Annotated in this window: 15 protein-coding genes, 1 other RNA gene and 1 other annotated feature; of the genes, 11 read left to right on the top strand and 5 right to left on the bottom strand. The window is 54.6% G+C overall.

The features are described from left to right. Window positions 1-4 precede the first annotated feature (4 nt). From dtd to aspS, 3 genes are all read left to right on the top strand, one after another. Window positions 5-448 (top strand): D-aminoacyl-tRNA deacylase, encoded by a 444-nt coding sequence (gene dtd / locus EVJ21_RS03455; RefSeq protein WP_131440900.1) that lies wholly within the window; start codon window positions 5-7, stop codon window positions 446-448. Window positions 449-486: 38 nt separating this feature from the next. Next, window positions 487-721: a binding site (T-box leader), on the top strand. A 39-nt stretch (window positions 722-760) separates the two neighbouring features. After that, window positions 761-2,041 carry a histidine--tRNA ligase gene (hisS, locus tag EVJ21_RS03450; protein ID WP_131489889.1) on the top strand — a complete coding sequence of 427 codons (1,281 nt, stop codon included), beginning with the start codon at window positions 761-763 and terminating at the stop codon, window positions 2,039-2,041. Next, on the top strand, window positions 2,038-3,816 hold the full coding sequence (gene aspS, locus EVJ21_RS03445; protein WP_131489888.1) for an aspartate--tRNA ligase: 1,779 nt from the start codon (window positions 2,038-2,040) through the stop codon (window positions 3,814-3,816). Before hisS ends, aspS begins: the two co-directional genes overlap by 4 nt. A gap of 36 nt (window positions 3,817-3,852) precedes the next feature. Here the strand turns inward: aspS and EVJ21_RS03440 are convergent, their stop codons facing one another. The 3 genes from EVJ21_RS03440 to EVJ21_RS03430 all read right to left on the bottom strand — a co-directional run bounded on the left by EVJ21_RS03440 (window position 3,853) and on the right by EVJ21_RS03430 (window position 5,332). Continuing rightward, on the bottom strand, window positions 3,853-4,704 hold the full coding sequence (locus EVJ21_RS03440; RefSeq protein WP_131489887.1) for an alpha/beta fold hydrolase: 852 nt from the start codon (window positions 4,702-4,704) through the stop codon (window positions 3,853-3,855). An 86-nt stretch (window positions 4,705-4,790) separates the two neighbouring features. Next, window positions 4,791-5,009 carry a hypothetical protein gene (locus tag EVJ21_RS03435; protein WP_131489886.1) on the bottom strand — a complete coding sequence of 73 codons (219 nt, stop codon included), beginning with the start codon at window positions 5,007-5,009 and terminating at the stop codon, window positions 4,791-4,793. Next, window positions 4,982-5,332, bottom strand: a complete 351-nt coding sequence (locus EVJ21_RS03430) for an iron-sulfur cluster biosynthesis family protein (RefSeq protein ID WP_131465445.1) — start codon at window positions 5,330-5,332, stop codon at window positions 4,982-4,984. Before EVJ21_RS03430 ends, EVJ21_RS03435 begins: the two co-directional genes overlap by 28 nt. A gap of 118 nt (window positions 5,333-5,450) precedes the next feature. Between EVJ21_RS03430 and EVJ21_RS03425 the strand changes: the two genes are divergently transcribed. Next, window positions 5,451-7,163, top strand: a complete 1,713-nt coding sequence (locus tag EVJ21_RS03425; protein WP_131465443.1) for an ABC transporter ATP-binding protein — start codon at window positions 5,451-5,453, stop codon at window positions 7,161-7,163. A gap of 98 nt (window positions 7,164-7,261) precedes the next feature. After that, the gene (locus EVJ21_RS03420) at window positions 7,262-8,296 is read left to right on the top strand and encodes a zinc-binding dehydrogenase (protein WP_131465441.1); all 1,035 of its coding nucleotides are present in this window, start codon (window positions 7,262-7,264) and stop codon (window positions 8,294-8,296) included. Window positions 8,297-8,346: 50 nt separating this feature from the next. Here the strand turns inward: EVJ21_RS03420 and EVJ21_RS03415 are convergent, their stop codons facing one another. Then, the gene (locus EVJ21_RS03415; protein ID WP_070327662.1) at window positions 8,347-8,994 is read right to left on the bottom strand and encodes a YczE/YyaS/YitT family protein; all 648 of its coding nucleotides are present in this window, start codon (window positions 8,992-8,994) and stop codon (window positions 8,347-8,349) included. 344 nt (window positions 8,995-9,338) lie between these two features. Here EVJ21_RS03415 and EVJ21_RS03410 point away from each other — a divergent pair, with 344 nt between their 5' ends. The 3 genes from EVJ21_RS03410 to EVJ21_RS03400 all read left to right on the top strand — a co-directional run bounded on the left by EVJ21_RS03410 (window position 9,339) and on the right by EVJ21_RS03400 (window position 11,678). Beyond that, window positions 9,339-10,553 (top strand): DASH family cryptochrome, encoded by a 1,215-nt coding sequence (locus EVJ21_RS03410; RefSeq protein ID WP_131489885.1) that lies wholly within the window; start codon window positions 9,339-9,341, stop codon window positions 10,551-10,553. A gap of 75 nt (window positions 10,554-10,628) precedes the next feature. Beyond that, a non-coding RNA gene (gene ssrS / locus EVJ21_RS03405) (6S RNA) lies at window positions 10,629-10,815 on the top strand. A 95-nt stretch (window positions 10,816-10,910) separates the two neighbouring features. Beyond that, window positions 10,911-11,678: a tRNA threonylcarbamoyladenosine dehydratase gene (locus tag EVJ21_RS03400; protein ID WP_131465437.1), complete on the top strand. Its 768-nt coding sequence runs from the start codon at window positions 10,911-10,913 to the stop codon at window positions 11,676-11,678. A 25-nt stretch (window positions 11,679-11,703) separates the two neighbouring features. On the opposite strand, the gene EVJ21_RS03395 is transcribed toward EVJ21_RS03400, so the two are convergent. Then, window positions 11,704-13,011, bottom strand: a complete 1,308-nt coding sequence (locus EVJ21_RS03395; protein WP_131457337.1) for a replication-associated recombination protein A — start codon at window positions 13,009-13,011, stop codon at window positions 11,704-11,706. Window positions 13,012-13,071: 60 nt separating this feature from the next. Between EVJ21_RS03395 and cymR the strand changes: the two genes are divergently transcribed. From cymR to mnmA, 3 genes are read left to right on the top strand one after another with little or no spacing between them, the layout of a single operon-like run. Further along, window positions 13,072-13,479 (top strand): cysteine metabolism transcriptional regulator CymR, encoded by a 408-nt coding sequence (gene cymR / locus EVJ21_RS03390; RefSeq protein WP_131465435.1) that lies wholly within the window; start codon window positions 13,072-13,074, stop codon window positions 13,477-13,479. 17 nt (window positions 13,480-13,496) lie between these two features. Beyond that, window positions 13,497-14,633 (top strand): cysteine desulfurase family protein, encoded by a 1,137-nt coding sequence (locus tag EVJ21_RS03385; RefSeq protein ID WP_131465433.1) that lies wholly within the window; start codon window positions 13,497-13,499, stop codon window positions 14,631-14,633. Next, window positions 14,634-15,755 (top strand): tRNA 2-thiouridine(34) synthase MnmA, encoded by a 1,122-nt coding sequence (gene mnmA / locus EVJ21_RS03380; RefSeq protein WP_071399468.1) that lies wholly within the window; start codon window positions 14,634-14,636, stop codon window positions 15,753-15,755. The last annotated feature ends 2 nt before the right edge of the window (window positions 15,756-15,757 follow it).

Below are 15,757 nucleotides of genomic sequence, written 5' to 3'. Positions count from 1 at the left end.
TTAAGTGCGTGTATTGTTGCAACGAGTGAAGGAAGCATCTGTCAAAGTCGATGAACAGACGGTCGGACAAATCGACACCGGCTATCTGCTCCTCGTCGGGGTGACCCATGAGGATACCGAGCAGGAAGTGAACTGGCTCGCCGATAAAGTGGCGGGGCTCCGTGTGTTCGAAGACGCGGAAGAGAAGATGAACTTGTCGATTCAAGACGTCGCCGGCAAAGTGTTGTCAGTGTCGCAGTTCACGCTGTACGGCGATACGTCGAAAGGCCGCCGTCCCGCGTTCACGCAGGCTGCGAAACCCGACATCGCCGAACGTCTTTACGAACAGTTCAACGACCGCCTGCGGACGCACGGACTCGTCGTCGAGACCGGAAAGTTCGGGGCGATGATGGACGTCGGACTCGTCAACGACGGCCCGGTCACACTCATGCTTGAAAAAAACGCTTGACAGAAGGCGCCAAAATTCGGCATCATGAACCATATAACCTAACACCTACGATAAAGAGAAGTACGGTCACCCCACCAGCAAAGAGAGCGATGCCTTGGCTGAAAGCATCGACTGGATGATGACCCGAACGACACTTTGGAGGTGCTTCCTTGAACGTTTAGTAGGGGAAGCCGTTTCATCGGGCGTTAACCGATTTCGAGTGGCAGAGTATCGATTTTGGCTCTGCAACGAGGGTGGTACCACGGGAAACTTTAACAGGCTCTCGTCCCTTTGCGGACGAGGGCCTTTTTGTATTCTAAGGAGGGAATTTTGATGAAAGCACCACGCGGTACACAAGACCTGCTCCCGGGCACGGTCGAGACGTGGCAGTATGTCGAAGACAAGTTACGCGACATTAGTGCCCGCTACAACTATAAAGAGATTCGCACACCGATTTTTGAAACGACGGACCTGTTCACACGCAGCGTCGGCGAAACGACGGACATCGTCCAAAAAGAGATGTTCACGCTCGTCAAAAAAGGCAAGGACGAGTACACGCTCCGTCCGGAAGGAACGGCCTCGGTCGTTCGCGCTTTCGTCACGAACAAACTGTTCGGCAGTCCCGATCAACCGACAAAGCTGTACTATATGGGACCGATGTTCCGTTACGAGCGTCCGCAAAAAGGCCGTTTCCGCCAGTTGCACCAGTACGGTGTCGAGGCGATCGGCAGCAGTGACCCGGCCGTCGACGCCGAAGTGATCAGCCTCGCCTACACGATCTACAAATCGTTCGGCTTACAAAAAATCAAAGTCGTCGTCAACTCGCTCGGTGACGCGGAAAGCCGCAACGCCCACCGCGAAGCGCTCATCCGTCACTTCGAGCCGGTCGCACACGAATTGTGCCAGGACTGTCAGACGCGCTTGCACCAAAACCCGCTCCGCGTCCTCGACTGTAAAGTCGATCGCGATCACCCGGCGATGAAGTCGGCACCGTCGATTCTCGACTTTTTGAACGAAGAGTCGAAAGCGTACTTCGACAAAGTGCTCGAGCACTTGGACGCGCTCGGTGTCGCATACGAGGTCGATCCGACACTCGTGCGTGGACTTGACTACTACACGCACACGGCGTTTGAAATTATGTCAGAAGCAGAAGGATTCGGCGCCATCACGACGCTTTGTGGCGGCGGACGTTATAACGGGCTCGTCCAAGACATCGGTGGCCCGGACATGCCAGGTATCGGCTTCGGCATCGGGCTTGAGCGACTCATCCTCGCGCTCGAGAACGAGAACGTGCTCCCTGAGCTTGCGACCGGGCTTGATGTCTTCGTCGTCGCCCAAGGCGGTAAAGACGTCGAGACGACGGCGACGCGCTTGTTGCAACTCCTCCGTATGGAAGGGTTCAAAGCCGATCGCGATTACCTCGGACGTAAGTTCAAAGGTCAATTCAAACAAGCCGACCGCTTAAATGCGGCATTCACCGTCATCCTCGGAGACGATGAAGTCGAACGCGGCTCGGCCTCGCTCAAAGTCATGGCAACTGGAGAACAAGTCGACGTGCCACTCTCGGCCGTCGCAGACAAAATTCGTGAACTATCGGAAGGAGCAGGACAATGATCGGACGCACACATATGAACGGCCGCGTGACAGAGTCACTGATCGGCCAAGAAGTACAATTGAAAGGTTGGGTCCAAAAACGACGCGACCTCGGAGGACTCATCTTCATCGACCTTCGTGACCGCACAGGCATCGTCCAAGTCGTCGTGCGCCCTGAGAACGAAGCGGTGCACAAGCTCGCGGAATCAATCCGTAGCGAGTACGTCTTAGACATCAAAGGGACCGTCCTCGAACGTGAAAACAAAAACCCGAACATGCCGACAGGGAACATCGAAGTCATCGCTTCAGAGATCAACATCTTGAACGCGGCGAAGATGACACCGATCCCAATCGGCGACGAAGCGGAAAATGTCTCAGAAGACCTTCGCCTCAAATACCGTTACCTCGACCTGCGTCGTCCGGCACTCCAAGAGACGTTCCGTCTCCGCTCGAAGGCGTCGAACACGATCCGTAACTTCTTGACAGAAGAAGAGTTCCTCGAAGTCGAGACGCCAATCTTGACGAAGTCGACACCGGAAGGCGCCCGTGACTATCTCGTCCCGAGCCGTGTCCACGGTGGCGAGTTCTACGCGCTCCCACAATCACCGCAGCTGTTCAAACAGTTGCTCATGGTCGCTGGGTTCGACCGTTACTTCCAAATCGCCCGCTGTTTCCGTGACGAAGACCTCCGAGCCGACCGTCAACCGGAATTCACACAAGTCGACATCGAGACGAGCTTCATGGACGTCGAAGACTTGATGGCGATGATGGAAGCGATGATGGGGCAAGTGATGGAAGCGACGCTCGGTCGCACAGACACACCGGCCAAGTTCGAGCGCATGACGCACGAGGAAGCGATGCGTCGCTTCGGTTCGGATAAGCCGGACACACGTTTCGGTCTCGAACTCATCGACGTCGCCGACGCTGTCACAGGCGCAGGCTTCAAAGTGTTCGATATGGCGCTCGAGTCGAACGGACACGTCAAAGCGATCAACGTCAAAGGTGAGGCCGACAAGTTCTCGCGTAAAGACATCGACAAACTTCAAGAGTTCACGGCCGTCTACGGCGCGAAAGGCCTTGCTTGGCTTAAAGTGACGGCTGAAGGCTTGAACGGACCGATCGCGAAGTTCTTCGACGAGACGTACGCACAGAAGTTGATTGAAGCGACGAACGCGGAAGCGGGCGATCTTCTCTTGTTCGTGGCGGCAAAACCAACTGTCGTCGCCGACAGCCTCGGCGCCCTTCGTGTCAAGCTCGGTCATGAGCTCGGACTCATCGACGAGTCGAAGTTCAACTTCCTTTGGGTGACGGACTTCCCGCTCGTCACGTTCGAAGAAGAAGACGGCCGCTTCTACGCCAACCACCACCCGTTCACGATGCCAAACCGTGACGACCTCCATCTTCTCGAGACGGACCCAGCAAGCGTGCGCGCGCTCGCGTATGACCTCGTCTTGAACGGCTATGAGCTCGGTGGCGGATCGCAGCGGATTTATGAGCGTGACATTCAAGAGCGCATGTTCAAACTGCTCGGCTTCACGGTCGAAGAGTCGGTTGCCCAGTTCGGCTTCTTGCTTGAGGCCTTCGAATACGGCACACCGCCGCACGCGGGTATCGCGCTCGGTCTCGACCGTCTCGTCATGATCCTCGCGGGTCGCTCGAACCTTCGTGACACGATCGCCTTCCCGAAAACGGCGTCGGCGAGCTGTCTGTTGACGCAAGCACCAAGCCCGGTCGCGGACGCGCAACTCGAAGAGTTGTCAATCCGGACAGCGGTGAAAGAGAAGAAACAAGGATAAACAAAAGGAGGTTCGCCGCGGCGAACCTCCTTTTGTTTACACGGAAACAGATATGACCCAGTTTTCTTTGATTTCTTGAACGATGCGGTCTGGATTTTCCCAATGTAACATGTGTGAGACAGATGGAACAGCTTTGACGGTCGCACCGGTCAATTCGGCAAACTGACTTGACGCATCAACTTTAAATGGCTCATCCGATTCTGGAAGAGTGGCTCGCAACAGGATCATCGAGTTCGTTTGCACCTGGCTCGAAAAATCGAGCACTTCGTCACGATACATCGATCGAATGATGGCTGCACCAGTGCTTCCACGAGCATGCCAATAGTAACGGTTATCATTATGTAAGGCCAGGTCTTGCGCGGCCAGGTCCAAGAGCGGTGAACGTCTTGAGATACCATCGTACACTGCTATCGATTCAAATTCACCCCATGACTCACAAAAGTCCTCGAAGTCTTTCTCATAAAATGCGGCTTCATTTTCAGGAGAGTTTCCGCGAAGTCGCTTACTTTGATAACCGCCATCAATCAAGATTGAGCCTTTTACGCGATTGCCTTGCCCAATCAAATAGTATAGGTGAATGAAGGAGCCCCATGAGTGAGAAAGAAAATAAAAGCGATTCACATCGAGCATGTCGAGCACTTGATTCAGCCACTTACAAAAACGTGGAAAATCATATGAATGGTCATCATGGAAAGATTGTGACATTCCATGGCCCGGTGCATCAATTGCGAGGATGCGGAAGTCGTTTTGCAGTTTGTCCGCAACTTCGATGAAACTGAGTGCTGTACTGCCGAGGCCATGTAAACAAAAGATGACTGGCTTGTCGCGCTCACCCCATTCGGTCACGCGGATATCGATGTCTTGGCAATGAATCATATAGCGTCTCATTTTCAAATTCCTCCAAATCGTATGTATAAAAAAAGAAGGTCCGACTGAATCGTACGGCGCCTTCTCTAATAATTCTTTATCTCTTGTTATTTATCCTCTTGCTCATGCATCTTCTTTGCTGTCCGCTGCAACGCCAACCCGAACGCGAACAGCGATGCGATCACGGCCGTCATCGTATAGACGGAGTCCGTGAAAGCGAGATAGATGCCGAACAAACCGAGGCCGAAGCTGAGGAGGAACCAAAGCATCAACTTCGGGTGCTCCTGGAGCGCTTGTTTCATGCGCTCGGCACGTTCAGCTGGCAACCGGTCCCGTCGGTCACAAGCAGGTTCGAGTTGAACACTTGACCGTTGCTCTTCAAGACGAGCGACCGTTTATCGTCGCGGTAGTCGATGATCATGTCTTCATCTAGGAAGACTTTCGTCCAGTTCTTGATGAGGATTGGCCCGACGTTCGAGTCGATCTCGACGTCTTCTGGCGTCGTCTCGGTCACGTAGCGGATCTCGAAGATGCCGCTATTGCCGCAACCGCAGCCTTCCGTCTCATAAAACAAATGCATCTGTCCGTCACGGTCGCCTTTTAAGGCGTTGATACGCTCTCTCGCGCGGTCTGTAATCTGTACGTTCATTGTTATCACTCCTTACGTCCATTATACATCGTCTGAAAAAAGATTGAAAAAGACGTGCTTCCCATTTTCCACTTCCTGCAAAAAAGCGTAAACTATTTGTTTAGAAGGGGGAAAGGAAATGATCTCACGTTTTTTTAGTTATTACCGTCCACATAAGAAGTTATTCATCCTTGATTTCACGTTCGCCATCCTCGTCGGCCTGCTCGAGCTCGGCTTCCCGCTCGCTGTGAAATGGTTCATCGACGTTCTGTTACCGGGCGGCGAATGGAACTGGATCATTATTATCAGTATCGGCCTGCTTATTCTGTACATACTCGCTATGATGATGCAGTACGTCGTCAACTATTGGGGACATAAGCTCGGGATCAATATCGAGACCGATATGCGCGAAGAATTGTTCACGCACATCCATAAGCAATCGTTCCGCTTCTTCGACAACCATAAGACCGGTCACTTGATGAGCCGGGTCACGAACGACTTGTTCGACATCGGCGAAGTGGCACACCACGGCCCGGAAGACTTCTTCATCGCCATCATGACATTGCTCGGCGCGTTCGGGATCATGTTCTCGATCAATCCGCAACTTGCGCTCGTGACGGTCATCGCCGTTCCGTTCCTCGTCATCATGATCACGTACGCCAATAAAAACATGAACAAGGCGTGGCAAAAGATGTACGGCAACATCAGTGAAGTGAACGCCCGCGTCGAAGATAGCGTCTCTGGCGCGCGTGTCGTCCAGTCGTTCACGAACGAGACGTTCGAGATCAACCGGTTCCAACAAGACAACAACTTCTATCGCGGTTCGAAGATCGAAGCGTATCGGGTCATGAGTAAGTCGCTCGCCGGGATCTATATCACGACACGGCTCATGACATTGCTCGTCCTCGTCTACGGGGCGTACTTGACGTATGAAAACGAATTGACATACGGTGAGCTCGTCGGTTTCATCTTGTATATGAACTTGCTCATCAAACCGGTCGAGAAGATCACGGCGCTCCTCGAGATGTATCCGAAAGGGATGGCCGGCTTCAAACGGTTCACAGAACTGATCGATGAGGCACCGGACATCGAGAACCGTCCGGACGCGGTCGAGGTCAGTTCACTGAAAGGGAACATCGCTTTCCACGACGTCTCGTTCGGCTACTCGGACTACCGAGAAGTGTTGACGCATATCGACCTCGACATCACGACCGGATCGACGGTCGCCCTCGTCGGGACGAGCGGTGCCGGCAAGACAACGATCTGCTCACTCATCCCACGCTTTTATGACGTGACGGGTGGGGCCATCACGATCGACGGGATCGACATCCGTGACATGACGAAAGAGAGTCTGCGTCGCCAGATCGGGATCGTGCAGCAGGACGTGTTCTTGTTCGCCGGGACGCTCCGCGAGAACATCGCCTACGGCAAGCTCGAGGCGAGCGACGCGGAAGTCATGCACGCGGTCGAGAAGGCACATTTGAACTCGCTCGTCGACGAACTCGAGCACGGGCTCGACACACAGATCGGAGAGCGGGGACTGAAACTGTCGGGCGGACAGAAACAACGGATCGCCATCGCCCGCATGTTCTTGAAGAACCCGCCGATCTTGATCTTAGATGAAGCGACGTCCGCCCTCGACACCGAGACGGAAGCGATTATCCAAGAGTCGCTTACGGAACTCGCGGCCGACCGGACGACGCTCATCATCGCTCACCGTCTTGCGACCGTGAAGAATGCCGACCGCATCCTCGTTGTCACCGCCGACGGCATCGTCGAGGACGGCACGCACGACGAGTTGAGTGCCAAAGGCGGCGTCTTCGCCGGGCTGCTCAGACGGCAGCAGCTATAACTAGTCGGGCAGCCACCAGTGATTCAAGTCTTGGTGGCTGTTTTGCGTAAAATGGGTATAAACAAGCATCAGTGTGTGTGTGAGGAGGAAACGAATTGATGAAAGCAGTTCAAGTTATCGGATACGGTGACGTCGATCAATTACAGGTCGTCGACGTCCCGGTCCCGACACCGAAAGACGATGAGGTGCTCGTCCGCGTACAGGCGTGCGGCATCAACAATACGGAGATATGGATGCGAGAAGGGGCGTACGGGACGGATCAGGAGTCGGGCTGGCGTCCGGAGGGAGTCCAGTTTCCACGGATTCCAGGATCAGATATTACCGGAGAAATTGTCGGGGTCGGGAATCAAGTGGATGAAGGGATGATCGGCCGGCGTGTCGTCTTGTTTCCGTTCACGTCGAGTGGGGCTGACGGTGCGGAGCATATCGCTCCCGACATGTCGTTCATCGGCTCGGAATATGACGGCGGTTATGCGGAATATGTCGTCTGGCCGGCCGAGCTTTGTTATGACATGCCGCTCGACAGTTTCGTCGACAGCGCCGTCTTCTCGGTGAGCGGGTTGACGGCTTGGCACATGAACGAGCAAATTCAAATCCGTCCTGGTGAGACGGTCGTCGTCACCGGTGCGAGCGGCGGTGTCGGCTCGTTGAACGTGCAGATTGCAGCGCACGTGTTCGGAGCGAACGTCATCGCCATCATCGGCGATTTGAAAGACGCACCGAAACTGAAAGCGCTCGGGGCGAGCCACGTCGTTTCCTATCGGTCGAAGACGCTCGCGGACGAGATTTTAGCAGCGAACGGTGGACCGGTCGATGCCGTGCTCGACGTCGTCGGGGATGCGTTGTTCGCAACGTCGCTCGATGTATTGAAGAACGGCGGTAAGTTTTGCATATCCGGATCGGCCGGGGGACAACGGACCGATCTCGATTTCCGTACGCTCTATTTGAAGCACATTACGATGTATGGATCGGTGCTCGGGACACGAGCGGAATTCAAAGCGATGCTCCAAGCGATTTCGAGCGGTCAGATCAAGCCGGTCGTCGACCGCACATTCTCGTTAGAAGAGGCCCGGGCGGCGCAAACGTATTTCAAACAGCAAGGCAAGGTCGGTAAGATCGTCCTCGTCCCGTAACAGCAAAGAGAGGAAATCGGACCCCTTGAGTCCGATTTCCTCTCTTAAATTCAGGCGATATCGGCTTTCGCCCGGTCGATGACCGAGACGAGCCGGCGGAACTGTTCGAGCCAAAACTGGAAGAACGGACCGATCAAGAAAATCGACAGCACCGTCCCGAAAAAGACGGGACCGCCGAGCACCCAGCCGATCAAGCAAGCGGAAAGCTCCATCCACGTCCGCATCATGCGGACCGATGTATTGAAACGGTCGGCCAAGGCGAGCGTCAGTCCGTCACGCGGGCCGGCGCCGTAACCGATGGCGACATACAGCCCGGCGCCCATGCCAATGACGAAGATGCCGAGAACGAGCCAGGCGATATTGAGTGCGGTTCCGTCGAGCGTCGGCAACAAGTGGTGGTCAAGGATCAAGTTCATGAACACACCGACGAAGACGGCGTTGACGAGCGTCCCGAACTGGGGTCGGATGCGGTCCAATATGTATTTGCATAAGACGAGCAACAGGCCGACGAGGAGAATGATCGTCCCGACCGAGATCGGCGTGTGCCGGGCGAGCCCGAGATGGAGCACGTCCCACGTCGAGACGCCGAGGTCGGCTGTGATCATCATCGACGACCCGAGGGCGAGCAGGAACAAACCGCCCATGAACAACGCCCACTTCAAACTAATTCGTAAAGACTGTATCCATACCGCCTGCATATTGGTCGCCTCGATTCCCTAAAATGTTCCATCATCATATCATAATTGGTTTCAAGGCAAGAAAAAAACGCCTCAGCTTGGCTGAGACGTCATTGATTATTTTTTAGGTGTTTCTGCTTTTTTTGCTTTGTTCTTTTTATAATAATTGTAGACGAACGGAGCGACCGCCGTCGCGACTTTGATGAGTGTACCAAATTTTCCTTTTCTAGCCATGTTGTTGCACCCCTTTCTCTTCTCTAAAGAGTTATATTCCACACGTTGCGGAAATGAAAACATATTTCGAACAGGTTCGACACGATTGATGGTAGATGCATCACGCATAATAGAGCCAGGAGGCGAAGGATATGAAGACGATTATTTGGTATCAGAACGATTTACGGATCGATGACCATCGGCCGCTCGAAGAGGCGCAGAAACATGATGAAGCGATCGAGGGGCATTACTTTATAAGGGAAGACGAGCTGAACGAAAATCGGTTCGGCGTCATCCCGCTCGGGGACAGACGGCTTCAATTTTTAAAAGAGTCGTTAGAAGACTTGGCCGGATCGCTCGATGCGCTAGGGATTCCGCTCTACGTGCATGTCGGTCATCCACTCGACATCCTCGACCCGACAGACCGCGTGTTGTTTCAACGGTCAATCGGGTTGAACGAACGCTTGCTTGAAAAAGACGTCATCGCACGTTGGCAAGGGGAGTGGCAATCGTTCGACGGATTCACGCTGTACCCACGCACCGAAATCCCGTTTAAAAAAATGCCGTTTTTGTTCACCGAGTTCCGAAAAGCGGTCGAGGACGATGCCCGTCCTGAACAGCTGATCGAGCGGACGAGCTCAGGTCAGTCGCGTCCGCTCCCGTTTCCTGTCCCGTTCGAGCGTCCGACGCTTGACGCCCGGTCCGCTTTTCCGTTTCAAGGCGGCGAGACGTCGGGGCGGAAACGTCTGAGCGACTATTTGGCAGGCCCCGTCCGCACGTATAAAGAGACGCGGAACGGCTTTGGGGTCGACGACTCATCCAAGTTGTCGGCTTTTCTTGCCAACGGGTCGCTCTCGCCGCGGCGTGTGCTCCATGAACTAGAGCTTCATGAACGACAGCACGGGGCGAACGAGTCGACATATTGGCTCTATTTTGAACTGTTGTGGCGCGAGTTTTTCCAATGGGTCGCGCTCGAGCAAGGGAAGCGGTTGTTCCGTCGCCAAGGGATACGTTCGAAGGACAAGGCGTGGAAAGTGGACGAGGATGTGATTCATCGGTGGCAGCAAGGCGAGACGGGCGTCGCGTTCGTCGATGCGTTCATGCACGAGTTGAACGAGACGGGATGGATGTCGAACCGGGGCCGGCAAATCGTCGCGAGCTATTTCGCCAAAGAGCTCGGACAAGATTGGCGCTACGGTGCGGCCTACTTCGAAGCGATGCTCATCGACTACGACGTCGCCAGCAATTATGGCAATTGGGCGTATCAGGCCGGTGTCGGCAACGATTCACGCGACCGGCGTTTCAACGTCTCACGCCAACAAGATACGTATGACCCGACGCGTGCGTTTCGTGACACGTGGATGTGACGAAACCGTCACCGGAAATCGAGGTTTCTGATTGACTTCTTTTTACATGGGATGCTATAGTAAGGGCATCAGATGGGATACCTGAGGTGTTCGAGAGCCGCCTTCGTTATTTTGAGCCAACACTTTGAATACGGGAGATCGAACTGCTAGCCGGATCAACTGCCTCATCACGTGCAGGAGGACTTGTGAAGGGGACGCTAGATCACCCACCTGCTTAAGCAGGTTCAAAAGCAGGGCATCGTCACGGCACTCCGGGCCCCATCGATTTTATTGTAAAAACGTCGCTAGACGTCTTTTTTTTGATTATAATTCCGAGTAAAATAGTGTGAAAAAATAGTATTAATTTGGAGGAAGATTATGTTACACCAGTTTTCACGTAATGAGTTGGCCATCGGTCAAGAAGGTATTGAAACGTTGAAAGGGAAGACGGTCGCCATTCTTGGTGTCGGCGGTGTCGGCTCGTTCGCAGCCGAAGCACTTGCCCGAAGCGGTGTCGGTCGGATTGTGCTCGTCGATAAGGACGATATCGACATAACGAACGTCAATCGTCAAATCCACGCGCTCTTGTCGACAGTCGGACAACCGAAAGTCGAGGCGATGGGGGCACGTCTGCTCGACATCAACCCGGATGTCGAACTCGTCCAGTTGAAGATGTTTTATACCGAAGAGACGTTCGAAGAGTTCTTCGCTCAAAACATCGATTTCGTCATCGACGCGTCAGATACGATCATCTATAAAATCCATTTGATCGTCGAGTGTAAACGTCGTGGTATCCCGGTCATTTCAAGCATGGGGATGGCCAACAAGATGGACCCGACCCGGATTCAAGTCATCGACATTAAAGACACGTCATACGATCCGATCGCGAAGATGGTACGGACGCGTCTGCGTAAACATAACATCTATAAAGGCGTGCCGGTCGTGTTCTCGGACGAGTCACCGATCGTGACGCGCGAGGACGTGAACGAGGTCGTCGGTAAGAAAGACGCCCCGATCCGTAAAGCGAAGATGCCACCGAGCTCGAACGCGTTCGTGCCGTCGGTCGCAGGACTCGTCGCCGCCGGGTACGTCGTCAATCAAATGCTCGAGACGGCTGGTGTCGAGATCAATCGCATCCAGAACTAAGAAAACGACGCCGACTCTGGAAGAGTCAGCGTCGTTTTTCCCAATAGTCGAGCCGTTTTTGGAGTTGTTGCTCGAAGCCACGGCTCGTCGGTGTATAATATTTAGGACGTTTCCGGGCCAAATTTTCCGGCCAGTAGTTTTGCGGGACGTACCCGTCTTTCTCGTCGTGTGGATATTTGTAGCCGGCGCCATTACCGAGCTCGCGTGCCCCAGGGCTATGCGCGTCGCGGAGATGGACCGGGACGGGACCACCTTCGACCGTCCGGACGTGATGGATCGCCTTGTCGATCGCGGTGATGACGGCGTTCGACTTCGGTGCCGTCGCGAGATAGAGGACGGCCTCGGCCATCGGGATGCGCGCTTCCGGGAACCCGATATGTTCGCTCGCCCGTGCGGCTGCGTCGACGATGACGAGCGCGTTCGGGTCACTCAGACCGATATCTTCGGCCGCGTGAACGTACAGCCGGCGCATGATAAAGCGCGGCGATTCGCCCGCCTCGATCATGACGGCGAGCCAGTACAGGGCGGCGTCCGGGTCCGAGCCGCGGATCGACTTGATGAACGCCGAGATGACGTCATAGTGTCGGTCGCCCGTCTTATCGTATTTGATGGCTTTTTGTTGGATCGACTCTTCGGCGACGTCGAGCGTGATTTGAATCTTGCCGTCGACTTCCGGCGTCGTCAAGACGGCCAGTTCGAGCGCGTTCAATAAGACACGGTAGTCACCGTCCGCCATTTTGATATAATGGTCAACAGCCGCGTCTTCGATTTCAACCGGGTAGTTGCCGAGCCCTTTCTTGTCGGCGAGCGCACGCTCAAGCACGACCCGGAGCTCGTCTTGTCCAGGCGGCTCGAGCCGAAACACGGTCGCGCGCGACAATAGCGCCGCATTGACCTCGAAACTTGGATTTTCGGTCGTCGCCCCGATCAAGACGAGCTTGCCGGCCTCTAGCGCCGGGAGCAACGCATCTTGTTGCAGTTTATTGAAACGATGGATCTCGTCTAAAAATAAAATCGTCCGCTCTTGCTCGAAATCAAACCGAGATTCGGCTGCACGGATGACGCTCCGAAGCTCATCTAGTTTTGCCGTGACGGCGTTCAATTGAACAAACGTCGCTTTCGTATAGTTTGAAATGACGCGAGCGAGCGTCGTCTTGCCAGTGCCGGGCGGACCATAAAGAATAATGGTGCCGAGCCGGTCGGCTTCGATGGCGCGTCGCAACAGCTTGCCTTCACCGATGATGTGGCGTTGACCGATGACTTCGTCTAACGTCTCCGGGCGCATCCGGTTGGCGAGCGGCCCGCTATTCGATTGTTGAAATAAATCACTCATACGTACACGTTCCTTTCGACAAACGTTTGTTCGAACAGTATAACAGAAGGAGAAACCAATATGAAAATATCTACTAAAGGCCGTTATGGTTTAACGATTATGATCGCGCTTGCCCGTGAGACGGACAACAAACCGCTCAGTTTGAAGAAAATCGCGGCGCGCCATGAACTGCCAGAACATTACTTGGAACAATTGATCGGCCCGCTCCGTAACGGCGGTCTCGTCAAAAGTGTCCGCGGTGCCTACGGCGGTTATCAGCTCGTCAAATCCCCGCGCGACATCACGGCCGGTGAGATCATTCGATTGCTCGAAGGTCCGCTGACGATCGTCGAAGACTCGGAGACGGACGACGCCGTGAAGCGAAAACTTTGGGACAAGATCAAAGCGGCGATCGAGACGGTGTTAGAAGAAACGACACTCGCCGATCTCGCGGAAGAAGATTCAGAAGGCTACATGTTCTATATTTAACGATGAGGTGAACGGATATGAACTATTTTGACCACGCGGCCACGACGCCGATGCGTCCCGAGGTGCTCGAGGCGATGACTCCCTATTTTTTAGAGCAGTACGGCAATCCGTCGAGCATACATGGTGTCGGCCGGAAAGCACGGGCAGCACTCGACGCGTCACGACGGACGCTCGCGACATGGATCGGTGCGACGCCAAACGAGATCGTCTTCACGTCGGGCGGGACCGAGTCAGACAATTACGCCTTGTTCGGCGCGGCTTATGCGAACCGACATAAAGGGAAGCATGTGATCACGACGAAAGTCGAGCACCACGCCGTCTTGCATGCGATGGGGCAACTCGAGCGTGAAGGGTTCGACGTGACGTACTTAGACGTCGACGAGTCCGGTGCCGTATCGGTCGCTGCGTTTAAAGACGCGCTCCGTGACGATACGATCCTCGTCTCGGTCATGTACGGCAACAACGAGGTCGGCACGCTCCAACCGATTGCTGACATCGGGATGTTGCTAGCCGGCCGGGATACGTTGTTCCATACGGACGCGGTCCAGGTGCTCGGCACAGAAGCGATCGACGTGCACGCGCTCGGCGTCGACTTGTTGTCGGCGTCGGCGCATAAAGTGAACGGTCCGAAAGGTATCGGTTTTCTTTTTATAAAAACAGGTGTAAAATTAGCGACGCGTTCTTTTGGAGGACAACAAGAACGGAAACGTCGAGCCGGCACGGAAAACGTTCCGGGTGCCGTCGGATTTAGCCGAGCGGCCGAACTGGTCATAGCCGAACGGAACGAGCGGGTGACAGCTTACCGAGAGATGGCTGACACGTTGCTACACACGCTTGATGAACTTGGCGTCGAGTACGAAGTGAACGGGGCGAACCGCTTGCCGCACATCGTCAACTTGTACCTGCCGGGCATCGAGCTTGAGCCGTTCCTGATCATGATGGACATGCGTGGTTATGCCATTTCGAGCGGCAGTGCCTGCACGGCTGGAACGATTGAGCCGTCGCACGTGCTGACTGCCATGTACGGTCAATCTGACCGGACGAAACAATCGGTCCGCATCAGTTTTGGACTGGGCAACACGGTCGATGACGTGACACGGCTCGCCGAACGACTACATGAAGTCGTCTCGACATTTATGAACGGAGTGAGATAGATGAACTTACGAACAAAAGCCCCTGAAGACACGACGGTCGTCGTCGGAATGTCAGGCGGCGTCGATTCTTCGGTGACGGCCCATCTGTTAAAAGAGCAAGGGTATAACGTCATCGGGATCTTTATGAAAAACTGGGACGATACGGATGAGTCTGGATTCTGCACGGCGACAGAAGACTATGAGGACGTCATCGCGGTCGCCAACCAAATCGGGATCCCGTACTACGCGGTCAACTTCGAGAAAGAATATTGGGACCGCGTCTTTGAATATTTCTTGGCCGAGTATCGCCTCGGGCGGACGCCGAACCCGGACGTCATGTGTAACAAAGAGATCAAGTTCAAGGCGTTCCTTGATCATGCGCTCCGGCTCGGGGCCGATTTCGTCGCGACAGGGCATTACGCCCGCGTCGAGTTCGTCGACGGCGAGCACCGTCTGTTGCGTGGGAAAGACGACAACAAGGATCAAACGTACTTCTTGAACCAATTGTCGCAAGACCAACTCGCACGGACGATGTTCCCGATCGGGCACATGGACAAAAAAGACGTCCGTGTCATCGCTGAAGAAGCTGGACTCGCGACGGCGAAGAAGAAAGATTCGACTGGCATCTGCTTCATCGGAGAGCGGAACTTCAAAGAGTTCCTCGGTCAATACTTGCCGTCACAACCAGGTGAGATGCAGACGCTCGACGGGATTGTGAAAGGACGCCACGACGGGCTCATGTATTACACGCTCGGTCAGCGGCACGGTCTAGGCATCGGCGGAGACGGAGAGCCGTGGTTCGTCGTCGGGAAAGACGTCGAAAAGAACATCCTCTACGTCGGCCAAGGCTTCCATCACGACGCGCTCTATTCAGACGCGCTCTTTGCGTCACAATTGTCGTGGACCGGCTCGGCTCCTGAGGCTGAGTTCCGGGCGACGGCGAAGTTCCGCTATCGTCAACAAGACGTGCCGGTAACGATCGCGCCGCTCGATGGTGGCGAAGTACTCGTCAAATTTGATGAGCCACAACGTGCCATCACGCCAGGACAAGCCGTTGTCTTTTATGACGGCGATATCTGTCTAGGCGGGGCGACGATCGACAAAGCGTATATTAACGGGAAACAACTCGACTATATCGGATGAGG

The organism is Exiguobacterium sp. SH0S2 (assembly GCF_004337185.1).
GTDB lineage: Bacteria > Bacillota > Bacilli > Exiguobacteriales > Exiguobacteriaceae > Exiguobacterium > Exiguobacterium aurantiacum_A.
The sequence above is the reverse complement of the archived record's forward strand: the minus strand, read 5'-3'. Positions and strand labels throughout refer to the sequence as shown.